Source organism: Microbulbifer variabilis (genome assembly GCF_052468405.1).
On sequence record NZ_CP174343.1, the window covers coordinates 2,257,491 to 2,276,662 of the forward strand.

The following is a 19,172-nucleotide window of genomic DNA, read 5'->3' on the forward strand; positions in this document are numbered from 1 at the left end:
CTAGCTGCCCTTTAGCTTGAGTTCCTCCAGCTTCCGCACTTTCTCAGTACGTTTAACCGGGTCAGGCCATATACGCTCAATAGCCAATGAGCCGGTTTCAAGAATTGCCGTTAGTGGGGCTAAAGCCATCAGTAGCTCCAGACAGTTAGTCGGGTTAGCTCGCCAGTTATTGCCTCATGGTCATCCAGGTGAAGAAGTCGCCTTTTAAACTGTCCCTTTTGCTTTACCCCTATACCAGTGAAGCCTTCCCCTGGGCGATTTGAATCAACCGGTAAGCTAGACCCAAGGCCACTTGAACATCAACAGCCTGCCCAGTGATATGGGTCATGGTGGCGTTTAACCAAGCGTTATGTGCTGGGCAGCGATAACCGGAATTGATAATCATTGGCTTACCAAAACGCTTCCTGACTCCAATCAGGCGCTTTAGCGTTTCATCTTTAAAATGATATCTCCACAACAACGACAATCTGATTCCGACACTGTGATGTAGCCGTTTTGGAACATGGGGCCTCAGGATTTTTCAGACACAAAAAAGCCCGCATTGAGCGGGCCTTGAGATTATAGGGATATTTAACTAGCCAAAGATTATTGCGGCCCTCCAAGCGCTGAGTAGGCGTTCGCTACAATCTTGCCATATTTTTCTCCGAGAGCCATACCAGTAAAAGTTTCCGCCACAAATTCAAGAGCATTCGTGGTCGCATATTGGCTTACATCAAAAGATGCATTTATCCATCCACAAGAGTTATAAGCTTGAGCTGTCGACTCTCTCTTCAAGTCCCAAAAAATTTCAGGATGAAAATGTTCATGCAATGCATGTCCCATTTCATGTATCACAACCGTTTTTATCATCGCAGATTCTTTAGGGTTTTTGAAAAGCTGTCGAGAAGTAACATCATACATATAGTCCGCAATACCACGAGCACGCCCCACTCCAGCGGTAACTCCACCTTTAACTGAAACAATTGGAGGTTTTTTGCTTGGCTTAGCTGCCGACATATGATTCTTGATTCTTGATCCTAGAAAAATAGTGATATTTTCACCGTTCATGAAGGCAATATTTTTTACCATTTTATGATCACTAAGATATATTATGATCTTCTTATTAAGACCTTTATGAAAATCAAATGAAGAAAGTATCTTAAAGGCATCACTGATAGCTGATACATACTGCCCCCTTGATCCTGAAATACTTCCTGTTTTTATAGTTACAGAGAAACCATGAAGGTTTTTAATTTCTGAAAGAACAGACACTCCCCCCTCATACACAAAGTGCCTCTGCTTTACAATTTCAGTAAGCTCATATTCTCGCCCACTTCTAATATCAGACAATCCTGCCATATTCACCACTTTCTATTTTTATTATCTAAATATACATCTCGGCAACACACATATTCAGTGTTTATACCGTGACCCATCATTCAATAACTATACATTTAAATTGGCAACACCCAGATTGCCATTTGGTGACACGCCAACCGTGAAAAGTGCTTACTTAGTTCCCAGCTCAGAAAGCACTGATGCCGGGGCAGACCTGAAGGAGGCTTTACTGAAGTGCCCTTTAGGCGCAAAGTCCCTAGAGTCAATCTTATTAGAGTGAATGACTAAGATATTCCAGATTAGATTTAGTCCACTTTCGCTACCATTTAGCTATAGAGAACAAGTTCAGACATAGAAATTAAGACATCATTTTTTCAGATGGATTTGATGCCTTACCCCCCCTCAACTATCAGCTCCTGGCCCTCCCAGATGGGAATTGGTGGGTATTTCTCATTTGCAGACAACAAGTGTCCTCGCCCTCTATCCAAGATTTTGCTTGCCAACTGCCCATCAAATACCACTACCAAAACGTTTCCTTCTACTCGTGCCAAAGATCCGTCAGCAGCACGAAAATGGCTATCGTCCATCTAACATCAGTCACCTACAGGAGTGCGCATAATTTATTCAGCGATAATTGTGGCCGATACAAGAGGCTGCTTAAAATACTTTTCAATATTTACTGCCACTTACTACTGCATCGTAGAGCCCATATTTAAACTGCCAATTTGAACGACAATAGCTGTTTGCCCTACTCCTGTCTGTGTAGTTAAATAACTATTATTACTACCTATTTGAGATGTTATCGCTGTACTCAAGGTAGCTCCCATTTGAGAAATTTCTGCAAAATTCACAAAACCAGTCTGATTGATAACAGCCGTACTGGCAGTGGTGTTCTGCTGTAGTACTTCTGCACCATTCATTACGCCTATCTGATTGGCCACGGCGCTACTTAAAGAGGTTAGCGACTGACCAATAATGACATCATTTCCTAAACCTATTTGACTACTCAAGGCACTAGCCCCAACTCCCCCCCCTTGAAAAATCGAACTAAAATTATCTGACCCTATTTGATTGCTAAAAGTACTGCCTGCACTAGCTTCAAGTTGTTGAGAGATGGAAATATTCATGGAGCCAAATTGATTTATTACATGACTACTTCCAACACTCAAAGTTTGTACAGTTTGAGCGGCGTTCATAAGACCGACCTGATTAGTAAAGGATCTTGTATCTAGAGACTCAAATTGGCCATTAGTAGAAAAATTCGTAGATCCCAGTTGGTTTACGAAAATAGAACCCAAAGTAGTATCAGTTTGAAGAGAAAACCCAATATTTCCTTGGCCCTGCTGGCTAATCGAACTAAGGCTAAAAAAGCTGTTATCTTGTTGGAGAGATTCTGAACTATTTAACTCCCCAACTTGTGTATGGTTTACTGTACTATTGTTGGTGCCTGTGGTTTGAGATACATCCGAATCATTAGAAACACCAATCTGTGTTTGGGTAATGAGATTGTTATGAGTAGTTGGATCTGCTTGATCTGCGTTGGCTGTATTATTGGACCCAACTTGAATTAATATCGCTGTATTGTTTCCCGCAAAGGCATCTAGGCTAATTACAACAGATACGGCAGTAGCTAGAGAGATTAACTTCTTCATTAGTAATCCTTATACAACAGTTGCACACATATATACATCTTGTCGCCATCGTTGAGCACGGCAGTCATTTTCGTACAATTTTATACTACGTATCGAAATGATTGATTTAGTAGCCAGCGAACTAAATACTGTATTCATCAAACAGTAAAATCATATATTGCTATGGATACTATCAGCGCATAGAAAGAGTCTGGAAAGAGCAAAACCAACCCATACTTCAATTTATAAGGTTGGATAAATCTATCTCTGAGTTAACCAAGTAATTCTGACACCTAAAATCGTACTCAAACAAAACCAACGGGATAAGTCTTGCAGAGTACTAGGCTAGGAACCATAGGATAAAACTCTTAATTTACTAGGAAATAAGTTCATAAAAATAGTGGTTAAATAAGTATATTGATGGAAGCCTCATAAAAGCATAATTACAGCTAGAAGCGATATACTGCCACCAGCTTCCCTCAAGATAAAGGCGCTCTCACCATAAACTTCTGCACTTAGATGGCCTGAACGGGCTTATAGGCTGGCATCCACTCATCGGGGCTCTTATCGCCTTTATTTTGGTTGCGACCATCATCGAGCAACTATAGATTCTTAGGGTCTTCTGTAAACTGACGCTTTAGCTCAACGGTCTAGTTGGCACCACCGTGCTCATGCGCCCATGAAAGTGGGACGATGTGTTCAACATCCAGGTCAGAAGCCAGGGTGTAAAAGTTGCCGGTGTATGGGTCTAGCCAGAGGCCTGTATCTACCATGCAGCGCTTTTCATTTGTGGAGGTAACCGGGGCGCCTGGGAGAACTGAACTAGCAGCTCATGGCGGGTGCTCTGGCAGTCGCCGTCAGTGTCGAACCACTTGGGTAGCCACTCGTGGCGATCATAACCGTGCTCCTCTTTGGCCTCAACTACGGGGCAGCCGGACAACAGCAACGGATAGGATGATAGGCAGAATCAGGCGTATGACGACCCCTCAGTTTGTATTGAGAGGTCGTACTTGAGGCGGGCAAAGGTAAGCTTCTATTGGGTAATCGTGCCCATATTACCGCTACCAATCTGTAGGACTATAGCGGTTTGACCAACACCGGTTTGAGTTGTTGTATGCATATTATTGCTACCTAGCTGGGTGGTAGAAGCAAGGGAAATAACAGCGCCCATTTGGGTAATATCTGCCATATTCATGGAGCCAGCCTGATTAATAGTGGCAATACTTAAGACGGTTCCATCGTCTTGATCGATGTCAGCATCATTCATTTCACCCAGCTGATTAATAATGGCAGTACTAAAGGCGGTTCCATCGCCTTGTTCAATGCCAGCATCATTCATTGTGCCCAGCTGATTAATAATGGCCATACTTGCGACAACAGGTCCATTTTCTTGTTCGATGTCAGCATCATTCATAGAGCCTGTTTGATTTATTATTGCCGTACTTGCAATAGTGTCATCTTGCTCAATGTCAGCTTCATTCATTTCACCTATCTGGTTAACAACGGCAATACTTAATACAGCCCCATCTTCTTGTTCGATATCAGCTTCATTCATAGTACCCATTTGATATAGTGTTGCTATATTTGCAGTGCCTCCTTCTTGATCAACATAACCATCGTTCATCGAACCTACTTGGTTGATCGTAAGGCTACTAAGTGAAGAATTATCATCCTGGATAGATCGCGAAACATTTAATTCGCCAATTTGTAAATGTGTTGCCAAATTGCGACTAGGAAACCTTCCCCCATTGAGTAGACGCCTACCTTTTGAATAGGGTAGGAGAAAATGCCGAAAATACTGAGTGAAGAGCGGGTTGTTGAATATTCAACAGAGTTCAAAGTTAGAGTGGTAGCTCTCACTAATCAACTGAAAGTAGATACGACCACTATCGCCAATATTATTGGTTTGCATCCAGTAATGGTGTATAGATGGCGACAGGAAAGTAGAGAAGGCAAGCTGGTCGAGAAGCCCAGCCGTAGAATAAGTATGACCAAGACAACGAAAACTCAGTCTCAAACTGATGACAAAGAGATAAGACGTCTAAAAAAGCAGGTTGAGAAATTGCAAAAGGAGAATGATTTCCTAAAAAAGTGGGAAATGTACCTGAAAGATCCAAAGCTGAAAGATTCTCGTTCATAGCTCTTAATCGATCGGACTTTGGTGTCAGGTACTTATGTAGATACTTGAATGTTTCACCCCAAGGGTTTTATAAGTGGCTCAACCGTGATGAGAGCACTCGAGACATAGAAAATAGACGAATTCTTGGGTGTATCGAAGCTATCTATGCGCAGCATGATGGTAATTATGGAAGTCCAAGAATTAGCGCAGAGCTGAAAGCTAATGGTGAACGAATAAATCACAAGCGCGTTGAACGCCTTATGAGAGAGGCTGGAATCGTGGGGAAAGCTGGAAGGATCTATCGTCGACACCCTTTGCCTGGAAATCCTTGCATTAAGGTTGAAAATTTACAAAGAGAGAATGGTATGCCGAGTAAACCAGACTCTCAATGGGCTGGTGATGTAACCTATCTGAAGATCAATGGGCAATGGCAATATTTAGCTGTGATTATCGATCTTTACTCCCGGAAAGTGTTGGGTTGGGAGCTGTCGGATACTCGATCCGTTGAGCTAACACTGTCAGCGCTAAATAAAGCTGTCCGTCGCAGAAATATAGAATCAGATCTAATATTTCACAGCGACCGAGGTTCTGAGTACGGTGCTTATGCATACCAAAACCGACTCAAAGAACTGGGTATTGAGCCGAGCATGAACCGTCCAGGATTTATGAATGATAATGTGTATGTAGAATCATTTTTTCAAACACTGAAAACTGAGAGTTTCAAAGGGTTTAATTTTGAATCCGTTGAGGAGCTAAGAACTAACTTATCTTGGTATCTTGATAGGTACTATAACTTTAAAAGAAGACATGGTTCACTTGGGTTCAAAAGCCCAGATGAATATGAAAGAATGGCCGCATAAGATGAATATAAGGTGGCGTCTACTTTAAGGGGGGAGGCTTCCTAGCGCCTAAAGCTTGAGAGGCTTCTGAGTCGTTAGAATCTCCAACTTGAACCTGTACAATTAAATTATTGTGAGTAGAGGGATCCTGGGTTGTGACGACCATATTATTAGAGCCAGCCTGAAACAATATCGCGGTATTATTATCCGCAAAGGTATTTCCGCTAAATGCTACCAACATAGCTACGGCGATGGAGGTTAATGCCTTCATAAGTAACTCCTTTACTTTCTACTGACAAGCCCTGACTGATCCCTGTAACAGCTTCTCATGCGAAACATCCTTATGTTTATACGCAAAAGGCAACAGAGGTATGACATTTAAAGCTTTGTTCTTAAAACGGCTACTAACTGGAGACTTAAGTTTTACCGCATGCTGATAAATTGCCATAAGATGAAATAACTAAACTACTAGGAGTAAAGTTTGAAAAACAACAATTGTTGCTTTTTACGATAAGAGGTACTTCTAGTTGAATCGATAAACTTGCAGAGCCTGACATCCTCCCCGCCTTCTCGGACTCAAGTGGGAGCTCCAATCACCCACTCGGAATCGCCATAGCCGCAATAGAACTATGAACGGCTAGGCGATTCAATAGCAAAGGTCTCTCTAACTCTCGGGCAAGTCCCATTTAACAGACTTGGTCGCACCAATAACCTCTATGCCTTTTTCACCCATATAGTTTTTAAGGCCTAAGCTAAGAGGGAATTTTTCCACGTTCTTTGAAGGAACATCACCTGAAGGAACTCCTATTACTTCTATTTCATAGTAATCAGGGTTTACTACGTATATATGCGGTTCTAGGGACGGTATTATATCAGGGTCGTTTTTACCCCATACAGTTAGTACGTAATCCCCTGAATGACCTTTGATAACTTTAAATTTAGTGAAGTCAATTAATTTGTGTTGCTCAGATTTATTCCCTGACTGAGTGATAGACTGACCAGATTTACCACCTTTAATTGGAAAAGGGCCATCGCCACCTTTTTTCGGTAAAGGATCTGTACCACCTTTTACATGGACCATAAGTACTTCCTAAATATGAACGATTTCAGCTCGACCTTAAGGGCCAAATCTTAATAGAGTGCACCTGGCCCCAAATGTACATCTCGCTTTTAGCCTAGACCAATCAAGCAAAAACCTGCCAAAAAAGATAAATTTATATCAATACCACAACAGTATGACTAAATTAACACCTTCATCCACATTCAGGCACTCGCTATGGTGCTACTTCATCTATTTTTTCGGAATTGCACCTTGGGCATTTTATTGTCTTTCATTTCTTCTTGCTTGATGCATAACGTCCGCTACAGTCGGGCCAAATGCGAAGCGGTTTTTGTGTTATTGTTTGAGCCCAGCAAGTAACGCAAAAAGTACGTAGTATTTGGCCTCGGCTGCAAGCGTTTGTTAGGTACCGTTCTGCGCGATGCATCACCAGCCTTCGACTTCAACACCATTAATTCACCAATGCGAGTCATAAAGCCTGATACGCAAAGCAGGATGTTTTGAGTTACAGGCATATCTATTAGTACTTGCACCATGTATTGCTGCTCTTCATCAATAACATTCGCTGCCCCGTACTGAAAATCACCCAGAAAACCCGCTACAGCGTCTGCTTTTTCTTTGCTGTCGCATTTGAAGGTGAAATCTACTTCTCTGAATTTACTAAAGTCATCACCATTGGAATCTAAGCGGCGAAGAACATCAGTATCCGCTTCTGTAGCTTCCATTAATTTAGAAATTACTGACATAGTTCGTAGGTTACCTAACGCCAAGTTTTGGTGCGCGCGTTAGCGCGTCCCAGCCAAAGGCGACAGCACCGCCTTTTTATGTGCTTCACTCTTGATTGAAAACATTTTTATCGTACCAAGCCTCAGAGTGAACTTCCGTTTCTGCTGTTAATAGAAATTTCTTTACTGCTTCAATTGGCAGCTGAATAAGTTGGCCCCCGGATGAAATCTCAACGTATTTCTCTTCGGTTTCCTCATCGGCATAGACTTTGAACAAAGGATAATCGACCCTCTTATCAATAGAGGCATTACCAGTTTCAATGTAAAGCTCCATGGTCATGCCAAAATCTGAAACAACTTGGGTCTTTACTTCATCATCTTTAATTCGTTTCATATTTTTGGTGCTTTTGACACATTACGCCATGCCTGTGTTTTATACACATCATTTAAGTCCATTTAAAGCCTCCGCTGCCTCCATATAATGGAGAAGTTTAGTGTACCCCTGCCAAACGGTTTTAACTCCAGGCTCACCATCGCCGCTCCGCCCCAGAAAGCCTCCAAGTCCTGCCAACATACGAGTTATATCTCTCATACTTGGAGCTTCATTTGGTGGGGAGGTTTTAGCTTGCATTATCCATATCATACGCCACTCTTTTTCAGAGTAGACTTTCGTACACGATGTATCAGGAAGCGTTCGTGCTCGTGTTGTCATGGAGTGTAGACGCCACCCAATAATCATATAGATTGCAATACAGTTCAGCATTCGCTGCTCGGTTCTAAAGCGATTACTTTCTATCTGGCATCCGCCTTTCACCACTCTAAAATAGGTTTCAATTTCCCATCGACTTCGATACCACTCAATGATAATCCTCGCTTGCTTAAAGTCCTCAACTGCAAGATCGGTCAGCAGCATCCATTCAATACCTTTTTTGCCTTCTGGTGGGCTTAATTCCTTAGCAAAAACTGCGTAGATAGAAAGAGGTCGTTTTGATTTTCCTTTCCCCTGTAATCTTACTTCTGCAATGGATACACTGACCTTAGCTTCCCTTTCTGGCTCCCCATTCCTTTTGGGGATACCTACTGAGTATTTTCCGATGGACTTCTGTTTGGTCAAATAGTCCCAAAGTAAAGTCGTATCTTCTCCTTCGATCTCTAAACTACGATTAGCCTTGGCTCGAACAATATAGCTTGCACGCCGCTGTTCATTTTGATCTTCAGCTAATTGAAACCACTCATGAATATCCCCCTCTCTATCCGCGATACTCACAATCGTGGTTTCAGGGCAGCGCTCTTGTATCTCACAAGCTGACTCATAATGGTCTAACCAGCGTCGACTCTCTTTATCTTGTATCGACTTGGTATAGCGAGAATTAGCACTAGATTCTTTATCTCGCTGCCACATGCTACCCTCAATAATTCCCAGGTTATCTCTGGATGGTGTTATAGCGATAGACGTATGTAGGAGCTGCTGATTAGTCTCTTTGCGTCGGAGTGTTCCCATTTCTTTGCTTTCTAAATCGGTAGCAAAATTTAGGAAAGTGGTATCCTGAGGGATAAGAACAACTGGCTGAACCTTGATTCTTTCAAGAGTGGCTGATTTATGTCCACTCATAATGGAGTCAAAGCTGACTTTATCATTTTCGATAAATCGATAGGCTGCAAAGGTTTCTGTCCAAGACTTGTTTGCACAGGGAATACTACTCTTTGGGTCGGTACTTAAATTACTGAGAATATTGGATAAGCGCTTATTCAATCGTGTATCACCCATAACCTGATTTTTCACTTCGTCCCTGACCCAGTCCTGCATAATTATCCAGCCAAATCTGTAGCTCCTATACCGTACAAACTGTAACTCATTGATTTTTATAATAAAACTGAAAAAACTTGTGTATAAAACTTAGCGCCATGCTCTGGGGCAAACCGGAGCTCAGCGTAGGTTTGTCCCTAGCAGCATTTTGTTATGCATTACTTCACCATACGAAAATCTGGATGTTTTAACCATTGTTCAAACAGCTCACGGCTAATTATTGACTCATGCTCATATTCAACAACCCCAGGATGTTCCAATATTTCTGGATCAGATGTGTATCTGCTAAGTACATGACAGAATGCAATACTACCATTTACAATCTCGGCAATACCAAGCGTCACCTCTCCGAGAGATTGATGGTCTCTATCTCCATTACACATCGCATATAGACCAATTATATCTTTAGGAAGCCAACCCAATAAATTGCTTACCCCGGCATATTCCTCGATCTCTTCGGGATAATCTGGGCCAAACTCATACCCAAACGAACCGCCATAAACCCAAAAATCGTTTCCTCGAATTTCACTAGAAACAGATTGAATGAAAGCCAAGATCTCTCTCTTGGCGTCATCGCCCAACTTTTCTTTTAATAGTATTCCTACAGTTGGTCCGGCCATAGTCCTTTTTTTATAACGCCCGCCGCACAGGCGAGCAACTTGTTGCGAGTCCAGCGCATACAGTGCGCGATTATGCCGGCGCTCGTTAAGCTCGGCGCTAGCCAAGAACACCGGAACTGTATGCCCAATAATAGATTGGCCCGCATACAATCCAGCCAACGAGAACAAACTTGAAAAAGCTATCCTTTTCTTGGACTCCAATACTTGCAAGCCCAGAGAGTTCCTGCTTGGGGAAAGGTCGAAATACCCTATAGACCTTCACTAGAACCCAGCCCACTAAAATTGGAATGACGGTAAGTAATATTATCGTAGTAATAGCTAATAATGCTTCAGGTGATGACTTTCTCATGCTTTTCTATTTCTTTGCTTAACGACTACAGCAGGGGCGGCTGGAGCGCAGAGTAGGCCGTCCCGCGAAGGGCCAAAGGCCCATAGCAACCTGCTGGTATTTGTTATACGTAGTTACGACCATACTACCCACCCGATTATGAAACCCAAAACTAGGCACGTAAAACCTACTTTTACTACCGTGTTCCTCTCTGCGTTACTTTCCATGATAGAGCCTTGTATATAGAGCTCTAGAGCTGCTTTAGATGCAGAAAGCTTTGGCCTTGAACTAAAACATACTAATAGAGCCGCTTGAACATTTGGAACCCAGCATGACGGGTGATCATCTAAACGATCGTAATCGAGAGCCTGCTGAACTTCCTTCGCCTCACCAGTGTCGTGCAGCTCGGGACTCTCAGCTATCTCTTTAGCTTTTCGATAATACTCGCTTACTTCCATAACTCGATATGCGTATAACGCCGCGATAATCGGCTGGCGCTGCAAAGCAGTGACAGTCCGGTGAAGCCTCCCCCCTTAAAGTAGACGCCACCTTATATTCATCTTATGCGGCCATTCTTTCATATTCATCTGGGCTTTTGAACCCAAGTGAACCATGTCTTCTTTTAAAGTTATAGTACCTATCAAGATACCAAGATAAGTTAGTTCTTAGCTCCTCAACGGATTCAAAATTAAACCCTTTGAAACTCTCAGTTTTCAGTGTTTGAAAAAATGATTCTACATACACATTATCATTCATAAATCCTGGACGGTTCATGCTCGGCTCAATACCCAGTTCTTTGAGTCGGTTTTGGTATGCATAAGCACCGTACTCAGAACCTCGGTCGCTGTGAAATATTAGATCTGATTCTATATTTCTGCGACGGACAGCTTTATTTAGCGCTGACAGTGTTAGCTCAACGGATCGAGTATCCGACAGCTCCCAACCCAACACTTTCCGGGAGTAAAGATCGATAATCACAGCTAAATATTGCCATTGCCCATTGATCTTCAGATAGGTTACATCACCAGCCCATTGAGAGTCTGGTTTACTCGGCATACCATTCTCTCTTTGTAAATTTTCAACCTTAATGCAAGGATTTCCAGGCAAAGGGTGTCGACGATAGATCCTTCCAGCTTTCCCCACGATTCCAGCCTCTCTCATAAGGCGTTCAACGCGCTTGTGATTTATTCGTTCACCATTAGCTTTCAGCTCTGCGCTAATTCTTGGACTTCCATAATTACCATCATGCTGCGCATAGATAGCTTCGATACACCCAAGAATTCGTCTATTTTCTATGTCTCGAGTGCTCTCATCACGGTTGAGCCACTTATAAAACCCTTGGGGTGAAACATTCAAGTATCTACATAAGTACCTGACACCAAAGTCCGATCGATTAAGAGCTATGAACGAGAATCTTTCAGCTTTGGATCTTTCAGGTACATTTCCCACTTTTTTAGGAAATCATTCTCCTTTTGCAATTTCTCAACCTGCTTTTTTAGACGTCTTATCTCTTTGTCATCAGTTTGAGACTGAGTTTTCGTTGTCTTGGTCATACTTATTCTACGGCTGGGCTTCTCGACCAGCTTGCCTTCTCTACTTTCCTGTCGCCATCTATACACCATTACTGGATGCAAACCAATAATATTGGCGATAGTGGTCGTATCTACTTTCAGTTGATTAGTGAGAGCTACCACTCTAACTTTGAACTCTGTTGAATATTCAACAACCCGCTCTTCACTCAGTATTTTCGGCATTTTCTCCTACCCTATTCAAAAGGTAGGCGTCTACTCAATGGGGGAAGGTTTCGGTGGAGCCCCATTGGGGCGGAACGAAATTCATCGCCTTGTTATACGATTGCAAGCGCTTCATTTTGAATAGTTAGCTCACACCCTTCTTCGGTGGGTAGAATATTAGCTTTGTCTGGCCAAAACATGACTTGTGCTCTAAAAGGCTTGCCGTAGTAGTTAACAGCCGTACCTAAATACTCTTTGTACGCGTTGCTACTAATAGGCTTGAACATAACTTTAAAATCACCACCAATAACATTACCTAGTTTTTTGTTTGGCTCCATTTTGACACCGGACTTAATGTCTTCGACAATATCAGCAAGAATCGCGTGAGCGGAATCTTTCTTGAGGCCAAATATCATAATCTCTGGATGCCCGAAGCTTTCCTCTAAACCTATGGTGTATGAAAAGTCTTGATACTCTCCATTTGGATCAAAGACAAACAGGAAGTGCCATCCATATTCTTTGATATTTCCCTGTATTTCTTCTTTGTTCATACTCTTCTCGTATAACAGTTTATTAATGAGCCAGTGGCTCACTATCCATTTGGCCACTATTTCTGGGAGGGAGCCTCCAAGCTCCGCAGAAAAGCCTTTATTTACAGCAGGTTATAAACTATTGCCTAAATAACAATCAGAGATAGTGAGCCATCGGCTCAAGTCGCCTGGTTCGACCTCCCACTCTTGAACACATTTTACCCATAATTAAATCAATAAGTTAGGGGGAACTTTCTGTAGATGTAAGCCATGGCTCTATAATTCGAGCTTTCGCACCGGCAATATGCCTACTTCAATACTGAAAACCACAGCCAGTATCACCCACTCGGTATCGCCATCGCCGCAATAGAACTATGCATAGCTAAGCGGTTGGCCACCTCAACAATACAACTCGCTACTAAATCAGCAGCGTGATCAGCAACGTTTACCGGCTGGCCTGCATCAGTCTGCAGAGTCTTGGTGGTTACATAAACGCTGGACATCAGATCGCCGGCACCATCGATCTTTACGTTGTTCTGGTCATCAATGACGGCAATGGTGCATTTAAGTACTGCAGCCGCTTGAGCATCGCTATTGGTGGGCTCAATGGCCTGAGTTACCGTTGCGCGTACAATAGTGCCGGCGCTGTGGCCATCATCTATGGTGTAAGCAAATTGCCAGGCCTCCAGGCTCGGCACTGTTACGGGGGAAAAACTGGGCATTATCTATTCCTTTGCTTAATCAGATTTATGCACGCCATTGTGAGTGATTATGCGGTGTAATGGATTTTCGCCGGCAGCGTAGCTCTTACCACCTACAGATATTTTGTACACGGTGTGCAGGCCGGCACATTCGGCCCGCCGACGGTTTCCCATATCAAAGGCTCATCTTCATGCATTACACCCAGCTCAACCCCCTGACAGTTTTGAGCCTCGTACACTTGGCCAGTACGATCAGTAACGGGAGTTTCGCGGCTGCAAATTACCTGGGCACCGCTTTCTGTGGTGAGCAATACGCAGGGTATTTCTGGCTCTGCATCTACCCCGCCAATAATGGGGCTTAAGTGGGTATCGCTGTCGCCAGTATCCCAGCAATCGATCAGGTCGCCGCTTTCACAGTTATCCGTTAGCAAACCCTCGCGCAGCCAACTGCCTGCGGCAACGCACCACGGATCTCTAGGGACCGTAGTGCCGCCGCCATTGCTCGGGGTTGTAATAGGTAACAGCGCCGTCCTGAGTACCCGGATCATCGCAGTACACGTAGTACCTAGTGTTGAAGAACAACCCAGTAATGCTGCCACTGTTGTAATTAACAATGCCGAAATCAAACTGCACCGAGTGCGCGGCAATCGTGATTTTTGCGGTACTGCCATCATCCGAGCCGGACAGCGCGGAACTGGTAGGCAGGCTGGCAATACCAGCTTGAATCATTGGCAGGTTGCGCTAGTCCTGCACTTCCACCACATCGATTTTTACATAATCGATTAAGGTATCGCTCGTTTTAGTCGGGGAATTACAATAATAAATTGGGCAATAAACCGTGCTTTGTCCTGCATCTTGGCCGGGTTGCCAATATGGTTTGCCCCTCTAGCGCCACCGTACTCAGCGTTACCACTAGCATTTCCTTTGACATAGGCCACTAGGGTCTGCCAACTCTGCCCCACTATGTTTAGGCCAGCGGCAAGGACATAGTGCTGGCTACTCATGGTATCTGCACCGGCACATTGCAGCGTTTACCAGTATTATCGTAACCAGCCAAACCCACATATGTGGTGCGATCCGCATCACCTGCGGCATACACATAAACCCGAGCCTCTATCCGGTAAAGCTTACTGGGATCAAAGGGTATTTTCTCTGCGTGATACATCGATACATGATTGATAAGGCGAGCCGCGCCACCACCAACTTTTAGGTAACCGCTGATATAGAAATTCTGGTATCCGCCGGAAAATTAGCTCTTGGGCTTCCGCCTTGGCCCTGTTTAACCGCGCCTATTCCCGCATCGGATCCAGATCGCCAACGGGTTAGGCTGGGCGCTCAAGCTACATTTTCTTAACTAGTGCCTCTTCCCGGTTATCCAGAACGCCGCGCAGAGTGTAGTAATTTTTGTTTCCCTAGAGGGAAGTGGACTCCACCTTCCACTTGTCAAAAGCAGTTGCGGTGATACCTAGCGAATCACACACCTGCCGCTTGTTTAGCCAGTAATCAGGAACGGGGGTGAGTTGGTCATTGCCGGCTTTTTTTCCTGCGGCAGAGGCAGCCGTTTGAATCTGTTGTTTTTTTGGGTTTTTGTTTGGTTTCAGCCATGCCCTAGTACCTCAATGACCAACCACCAACCCCCGCCTAAAATGCCTCATAAATAGCGAAACCTCGCGCAGCTGCGGACCCGTACGGCTCAGGGCCCAGGAAGGACCCGCGCGGGTGTGCGGTGCGAGGTGTTCACTTGAGTTTGCGCAGCTAATTGTTGATTGATCGGGTGAGTTCGACGCGGACTCTGCCGCTGGCCTGGCATTCCACAATCTGCTGCAGGCGCTGGCTAATGAATGCACCGCGAGAGCTTGGCCCGGTGATGCCCTTCACTGGTGTACGGCCCTTGCCTTTGCGTGCGCAGACCAGTAGCTGGCTTTGTGGTGCGCTGCCGATCAATGTGTACTTATAGATCTTACTCTTGCCCCAGGCCTTGGCCTTCACGCCTGGCGCTTTGTGTGCGCCACGCTTATTGAGTGCATTGAAGTGGCCCGCCTTACGCTGGTTGGGGCGTACAAAGTTGATAAGGCTTCTTGCTCCCGCTTTCTTTGCATCAATAGCTAAGCGCAGTCGGTCACGCTTAGCCAGGTGTAACTGGTAGGCCTGCCTAATCTCTTTCTGTTTGATGTTGGTCTCGGTTGAGACCTCTTTGATAGCGGCCTGAGCGCACCGCCCTATTGATTGCTTGGCTTGCAGCCTTGGGTATCATGCGGCGTTCCATCTTGCCCAGCTTCTTCTCAAGCTTGGCTAAATCATCTTTGATTGTGATCACGTTGGAACGCGCAACACTTTATCCTTGTCTTTGCTGCCTTAGCTGCTACCAAACCAAAAAGACATAATGCGGGGAATCTCCCCCTTCATAACGCCCAGCAGACAAACGGCGATATCTCGATGTGTCCCATCCAGTGCTGACTCGCCCCCAAATAGAAAAAACAACAGGGCGAAATAACCACCGATAAATAAGACTGACAGCGCCACTTGGGGCAAAAGGCTAGTTTTTGAAGCCAGGCCGCGAGCGCTATCTCTGTCGCGCACCTCCAGCTCAAAAACGTCTATATCTAGTTGACGCATCTGCAGACGAAATTTATTGTCGAGCGCGCGCAACTCCGCCAGCTGCTCCGGGCTACTGCCCAGCACAAAATCGGCAATTTCTTGCTCGCCGGCCAGTCCATCTCCCAGAAGTTTCTCAGCCATAAATTTGACGGCAACCCCAGCAGCGGGGACACCCAAAGCCATGCCAATGGTGGGGGCAATGGTTTTTACCAGAGCTTTCCATTTCATGCCGTTATTCCAAATAAGGGGCCACCCGGTGCCGGTGGTATGGGGGAGGGAGCACCGGGTGGCGAAAAAAGTTAGGGGGGTATTGCCGTCTGATTTGTCGCGTTTCTCGCGCATATATCGGTTGTGCTGGTTGCGGGTAATCACCGCATAGATATTCCAAATCAGGCCCAGGCCGGCGATCAGAATGCCAACCACCTGTAACCAATCAACAGGGGTTTGCGTTAGACCAATTCCGGCACCGGTTACGCCTGCACTTCCGGCTACCTGCTCTTTCATTCCACGGCGATCTCCTTCTAACAGGCGAAAAAAAACCGGCCTGGGGTGGACCGGTTAAGAGGATGACATTCGCATTGCTCGTACAGCTCGTTCCCGGTAGAGGCAACAATCGCAACGTGCCCTATTTATACCTCCCAAACGCAAAAGCGCCTAAAACGTGTCACTCCAAAATAGTAATGGGTTAGACTTGGGAGCAAAGCTAACTTATATATTGCACTTAGCCGTTAACCCAACAGCCACCATATATTTGGTTGTAATTTTCAATACAAAATCAGCCGTATTGACTTAGTCAGCCCTTTAAATCTTGAACGAGTCGTACCAGTACTGGTAGTTAACATACCCCACTTGCACACCATTTAATCTGACTTCTGCCTCAACCGCATTTACTTGTCCATTACCCACCCCACACGATGAGGCCCAATTTTTTAAGCTCATAGTGTGAGATCCACGACGCAAATCGTACGAAAATTGGTAATTTCTTAGGGAGTTAATTGTCAGAATAAATTTCCCATCTACATATAGATCTGCTGTGCAATATCCCCAACCCTTCGCCTTAAATATTGTTTCTACTGTCTCGGGCTCGGGTTCGGGCGAAGCAACTACCACTGGGATATTAATATCCTCATACGGTATTAAAAGAACTTCATCTGCTGAAGCTTTGGCGCTAAAGCATAAGGTTGCGGCTATTGCCACAAAAAGATACTTAGAGTACATAATACTTTCCATTGACTGACGAAAAGTCCAAGCGCGGACTTTTCGTACATATTTCAGTATTCATATTTATAGGGTATTGCATCCAGGTCTTTTCCATTTCATGTAAAAAGAAGCAGATCCAATTCCCCTAAGAGAATATCTATACTCTTAGTCTTTTAGCACGCTTAAATAATTAAGCGTATCAGAAATTGACTGATCTACGCAGGCGCCGTGAGTGCGAAAATTTACTGTCTTTCCTGTGGCGTGCGCATACATAATTGCGCTTAGATATTCCTTGGCCATTGGTCTATCCATGCTGAATGAAATGTAATCACCATTTGCACCATGACATGCAGGTGGATTGTTGACCCCACCCTCTGGATAGACATAGACAAGTTTCGTGCTATCAACCAGCAAGAAAGAATCTACTTTGGCTATAGTATTGTCCGCAAATGTAACCTGAGAAAAAAGAGCGATTGCAGCAACGGCAAGATACTTAAACATTTAATAACCCTTAAAACTTTATAAAATATAAGAAGCGCGCAATTTATAATCCAACAAAACTATATCGTCAAACTATTTTGGTAAAAAAATCTAATATAAATAAATAATTTGAGACAAATTACCTTTAGCTGGATTGGATTTTAAGCGACTGTAATGCCCCTCATTTATGTACCATTTTCCTAAATTTATTATTCTGTTTCGTTGAAGCTATGACTCTCCTCATAAATGATCATGCCCGCGATGTAATTGATCGCCCCAAGCAATTCAGCCACGCTGCGCTCTAAATTTGGCAAACGACGACTTTCCTGAATCTTTTTGATCGCCTGAAAAGCCATACCTCCATCGGTATCCAATAGCCCGCTAATCGTTTGCATGGGTTGATCTTCGAAGCGCTGCCCATTCGCATGCCGCTCCACCCCCTTACCCCGCGCGGCCTGATCGTATGCCCGCTCTAAAACGCCATACAGGCGCTGATAATTTGGATCATTCAATTCATAAGCTGGACCACCTTCGGAATAGCCGCTCATTTTCCTGCCCTCTTCTTCTCGCTTGTCACTTTAATCTGCTGTTTGTTCTGCACCTTCACCCAACTACGACGGGTACTGTCGGAGGTATTAGGGACTACACGCAGGCACAGACCGGACTGGCCGCGCGGTATCTGTTCAATCTCTCCGCCGCCGGCCAGAAATGCGGCCACCTTGCTATCAATACTCGCCTGCGCCTTGCGCAAGGCCTCAGACTGGGGGCAGTTTGTTGCTGTCATATCGCACCCCCAGGCTAAAACGGAATATCGTCATCAAAGGAATTTTCACCCCCAGCCGGTACAGCTGGCTGATTGGGGGTTTGTTGAGGAGTGGGCAAACCTGCTGCGCCCTGGGGAAAGCTGCCCTGCTCTCCCCTGCCGTCTAGCATCTGCATTTCACTGGCGACGATCTCGGTGGTGTAGCGGTCCTGGCTGGTTTGCTTGTCCTGCCACTTGCGCGTGCGCAGCGAGCCTTCGATATAAACTTTTGAGCCCTTGCGCAAATACTCGCCGGCAATCTCTGCCAGGCGGTTAAAAAACACCACCCGGTGCCACTCGGTGCGCTCCTGGGGCTGGCCGGTTTGCTTATCCTTCCAGCTCTCACTGGTGGCCAGGCTGATATTGGTTACCGCCCCACCGCTGGGCATGTAATTGGTTTCCGGGTCGTTACCCAGATTGCCAATCAAAATAACTTTATTGATTCCCCTAGCCATTACTCGTCCACCTCTTCCCTTAACTCACCGTTAACCACGCGATAAGTGGTCAAGGTGTCGGTGGCTTTATCAAAGACCTGCAGCCAGTAGATAAACGGCTCACTGCTGGCAACTTCTTTTACCCTTGCCTGCGCTGCCTCTTTAGTGGGGTGGGACTCTATAAAATCTTTAGCCCCGCCCATCATTAGATTGTAAGTACCGCTAAATATGGCGAATCTGTTCATTGT

The 19,172-nt window shown here is 44.8% G+C and carries 30 protein-coding genes; 2 read left to right on the forward strand and 28 right to left on the reverse strand.

The window, feature by feature from the left end; translation table 11 throughout:
- The 7 genes from ACJJJB_RS10225 to ACJJJB_RS10255 all read right to left on the reverse strand — a co-directional run bounded on the left by ACJJJB_RS10225 (nucleotide 1) and on the right by ACJJJB_RS10255 (nucleotide 4,572).
- A complete protein-coding gene (locus ACJJJB_RS10225; RefSeq protein ID WP_020411232.1) occupies nucleotides 1–129 on the reverse strand; it encodes a hypothetical protein in 129 nt (42 codons plus the stop codon).
- A 100-nt stretch (nucleotides 130–229) separates the two neighbouring features.
- Entirely contained in the window at nucleotides 230–466 is a 237-nt protein-coding gene (locus ACJJJB_RS10230) for a D-Ala-D-Ala carboxypeptidase family metallohydrolase (RefSeq protein WP_353376424.1), read from the reverse strand.
- Nucleotides 467–585: 119 nt separating this feature from the next.
- Nucleotides 586–1,338, reverse strand: a complete 753-nt coding sequence (locus ACJJJB_RS10235; RefSeq protein WP_020411233.1) for a hypothetical protein — start codon at nucleotides 1,336–1,338, stop codon at nucleotides 586–588.
- A 371-nt stretch (nucleotides 1,339–1,709) separates the two neighbouring features.
- Nucleotides 1,710–1,904 (reverse strand): S24/S26 family peptidase, encoded by a 195-nt coding sequence (locus ACJJJB_RS10240; RefSeq protein WP_353376425.1) that lies wholly within the window; start codon nucleotides 1,902–1,904, stop codon nucleotides 1,710–1,712.
- A 102-nt stretch (nucleotides 1,905–2,006) separates the two neighbouring features.
- Nucleotides 2,007–2,969: a hypothetical protein gene (locus ACJJJB_RS10245; protein WP_445366189.1), complete on the reverse strand. Its 963-nt coding sequence runs from the start codon at nucleotides 2,967–2,969 to the stop codon at nucleotides 2,007–2,009.
- A gap of 745 nt (nucleotides 2,970–3,714) precedes the next feature.
- On the reverse strand, nucleotides 3,715–3,888 hold the full coding sequence (locus ACJJJB_RS10250; RefSeq protein WP_445366190.1) for a hypothetical protein: 174 nt from the start codon (nucleotides 3,886–3,888) through the stop codon (nucleotides 3,715–3,717).
- Between the two features lie 93 nt (nucleotides 3,889–3,981).
- Nucleotides 3,982–4,572 carry a hypothetical protein gene (locus tag ACJJJB_RS10255; RefSeq protein ID WP_445366191.1) on the reverse strand — a complete coding sequence of 197 codons (591 nt, stop codon included), beginning with the start codon at nucleotides 4,570–4,572 and terminating at the stop codon, nucleotides 3,982–3,984.
- Between the two features lie 162 nt (nucleotides 4,573–4,734).
- On the opposite strand from ACJJJB_RS10255, the gene ACJJJB_RS10260 reads away from it, so the two are divergent.
- Nucleotides 4,735–5,088, forward strand: coding sequence for a transposase (locus ACJJJB_RS10260; RefSeq protein ID WP_445365040.1), 354 nt, complete (start codon nucleotides 4,735–4,737; stop codon nucleotides 5,086–5,088).
- On the forward strand, nucleotides 5,040–5,927 hold the full coding sequence (locus ACJJJB_RS10265) for an IS3 family transposase (protein WP_445365039.1): 888 nt from the start codon (nucleotides 5,040–5,042) through the stop codon (nucleotides 5,925–5,927). The genes ACJJJB_RS10260 and ACJJJB_RS10265 overlap by 49 nt, the downstream gene beginning before the upstream one ends.
- Before the next feature lie 19 nt (nucleotides 5,928–5,946).
- Here ACJJJB_RS10265 and ACJJJB_RS10270 read toward each other — a convergent pair whose 3' ends face one another.
- From ACJJJB_RS10270 to ACJJJB_RS10370, 21 genes are all read right to left on the reverse strand, one after another.
- Nucleotides 5,947–6,177, reverse strand: a complete 231-nt coding sequence (locus tag ACJJJB_RS10270) for a hypothetical protein (RefSeq protein ID WP_445366192.1) — start codon at nucleotides 6,175–6,177, stop codon at nucleotides 5,947–5,949.
- 393 nt (nucleotides 6,178–6,570) lie between these two features.
- Nucleotides 6,571–6,987, reverse strand: a complete 417-nt coding sequence (locus ACJJJB_RS10275) for a hypothetical protein (protein ID WP_444946599.1) — start codon at nucleotides 6,985–6,987, stop codon at nucleotides 6,571–6,573.
- Nucleotides 6,988–7,268: 281 nt separating this feature from the next.
- Complete coding sequence (locus ACJJJB_RS10280) at nucleotides 7,269–7,712, reverse strand: ribonuclease E inhibitor RraB (RefSeq protein WP_353376429.1); 444 nt, start codon at nucleotides 7,710–7,712, stop codon at nucleotides 7,269–7,271.
- An 85-nt stretch (nucleotides 7,713–7,797) separates the two neighbouring features.
- Nucleotides 7,798–8,085 (reverse strand): hypothetical protein, encoded by a 288-nt coding sequence (locus ACJJJB_RS10285; protein WP_026304867.1) that lies wholly within the window; start codon nucleotides 8,083–8,085, stop codon nucleotides 7,798–7,800.
- A 48-nt stretch (nucleotides 8,086–8,133) separates the two neighbouring features.
- Nucleotides 8,134–9,498, reverse strand: coding sequence for an IS4 family transposase (locus ACJJJB_RS10290; RefSeq protein ID WP_444945463.1), 1,365 nt, complete (start codon nucleotides 9,496–9,498; stop codon nucleotides 8,134–8,136).
- A 158-nt stretch (nucleotides 9,499–9,656) separates the two neighbouring features.
- On the reverse strand, nucleotides 9,657–10,328 hold the full coding sequence (locus ACJJJB_RS10295) for a DUF6368 family protein (protein WP_444946598.1): 672 nt from the start codon (nucleotides 10,326–10,328) through the stop codon (nucleotides 9,657–9,659).
- 679 nt (nucleotides 10,329–11,007) lie between these two features.
- Nucleotides 11,008–11,895 carry an IS3 family transposase gene (locus ACJJJB_RS10300; protein ID WP_445365039.1) on the reverse strand — a complete coding sequence of 296 codons (888 nt, stop codon included), beginning with the start codon at nucleotides 11,893–11,895 and terminating at the stop codon, nucleotides 11,008–11,010.
- A complete protein-coding gene (locus tag ACJJJB_RS10305; protein WP_445365040.1) occupies nucleotides 11,847–12,200 on the reverse strand; it encodes a transposase in 354 nt (117 codons plus the stop codon). Before ACJJJB_RS10305 ends, ACJJJB_RS10300 begins: the two co-directional genes overlap by 49 nt.
- A gap of 92 nt (nucleotides 12,201–12,292) precedes the next feature.
- The gene (locus ACJJJB_RS10310) at nucleotides 12,293–12,730 is read right to left on the reverse strand and encodes a DUF4262 domain-containing protein (protein WP_444919623.1); all 438 of its coding nucleotides are present in this window, start codon (nucleotides 12,728–12,730) and stop codon (nucleotides 12,293–12,295) included.
- Between the two features lie 317 nt (nucleotides 12,731–13,047).
- Entirely contained in the window at nucleotides 13,048–13,431 is a 384-nt protein-coding gene (locus ACJJJB_RS10315; protein ID WP_444946597.1) for a hypothetical protein, read from the reverse strand.
- A 92-nt stretch (nucleotides 13,432–13,523) separates the two neighbouring features.
- Nucleotides 13,524–13,958: a hypothetical protein gene (locus ACJJJB_RS10320; protein ID WP_444946596.1), complete on the reverse strand. Its 435-nt coding sequence runs from the start codon at nucleotides 13,956–13,958 to the stop codon at nucleotides 13,524–13,526.
- On the reverse strand, nucleotides 13,885–14,139 hold the full coding sequence (locus tag ACJJJB_RS10325; RefSeq protein WP_444946595.1) for a hypothetical protein: 255 nt from the start codon (nucleotides 14,137–14,139) through the stop codon (nucleotides 13,885–13,887). The genes ACJJJB_RS10320 and ACJJJB_RS10325 overlap by 74 nt, the downstream gene beginning before the upstream one ends.
- A gap of 53 nt (nucleotides 14,140–14,192) precedes the next feature.
- On the reverse strand, nucleotides 14,193–14,414 hold the full coding sequence (locus ACJJJB_RS10330; protein ID WP_444946594.1) for a hypothetical protein: 222 nt from the start codon (nucleotides 14,412–14,414) through the stop codon (nucleotides 14,193–14,195).
- Nucleotides 14,411–14,575, reverse strand: coding sequence for a hypothetical protein (locus ACJJJB_RS10335; RefSeq protein WP_444946593.1), 165 nt, complete (start codon nucleotides 14,573–14,575; stop codon nucleotides 14,411–14,413). Before ACJJJB_RS10335 ends, ACJJJB_RS10330 begins: the two co-directional genes overlap by 4 nt.
- Before the next feature lie 590 nt (nucleotides 14,576–15,165).
- Complete coding sequence (locus tag ACJJJB_RS10340) at nucleotides 15,166–15,651, reverse strand: phage tail protein (protein ID WP_445366278.1); 486 nt, start codon at nucleotides 15,649–15,651, stop codon at nucleotides 15,166–15,168.
- Between the two features lie 114 nt (nucleotides 15,652–15,765).
- On the reverse strand, nucleotides 15,766–16,512 hold the full coding sequence (locus ACJJJB_RS10345; RefSeq protein WP_445366193.1) for a hypothetical protein: 747 nt from the start codon (nucleotides 16,510–16,512) through the stop codon (nucleotides 15,766–15,768).
- A gap of 861 nt (nucleotides 16,513–17,373) precedes the next feature.
- Nucleotides 17,374–17,709 (reverse strand): hypothetical protein, encoded by a 336-nt coding sequence (locus ACJJJB_RS10350; protein ID WP_445366194.1) that lies wholly within the window; start codon nucleotides 17,707–17,709, stop codon nucleotides 17,374–17,376.
- 188 nt (nucleotides 17,710–17,897) lie between these two features.
- Nucleotides 17,898–18,236, reverse strand: a complete 339-nt coding sequence (locus tag ACJJJB_RS10355) for a hypothetical protein (RefSeq protein ID WP_444946588.1) — start codon at nucleotides 18,234–18,236, stop codon at nucleotides 17,898–17,900.
- On the reverse strand, nucleotides 18,233–18,472 hold the full coding sequence (locus ACJJJB_RS10360; protein WP_444946587.1) for a hypothetical protein: 240 nt from the start codon (nucleotides 18,470–18,472) through the stop codon (nucleotides 18,233–18,235). The genes ACJJJB_RS10355 and ACJJJB_RS10360 overlap by 4 nt, the downstream gene beginning before the upstream one ends.
- A gap of 14 nt (nucleotides 18,473–18,486) precedes the next feature.
- On the reverse strand, nucleotides 18,487–18,945 hold the full coding sequence (gene ssb, locus ACJJJB_RS10365; RefSeq protein WP_444946586.1) for a single-stranded DNA-binding protein: 459 nt from the start codon (nucleotides 18,943–18,945) through the stop codon (nucleotides 18,487–18,489).
- The gene (locus ACJJJB_RS10370) at nucleotides 18,945–19,169 is read right to left on the reverse strand and encodes a hypothetical protein (RefSeq protein WP_444946585.1); all 225 of its coding nucleotides are present in this window, start codon (nucleotides 19,167–19,169) and stop codon (nucleotides 18,945–18,947) included. The genes ssb and ACJJJB_RS10370 overlap by 1 nt, the downstream gene beginning before the upstream one ends.
- Between the last annotated feature and the right edge of the window lie 3 nt (nucleotides 19,170–19,172).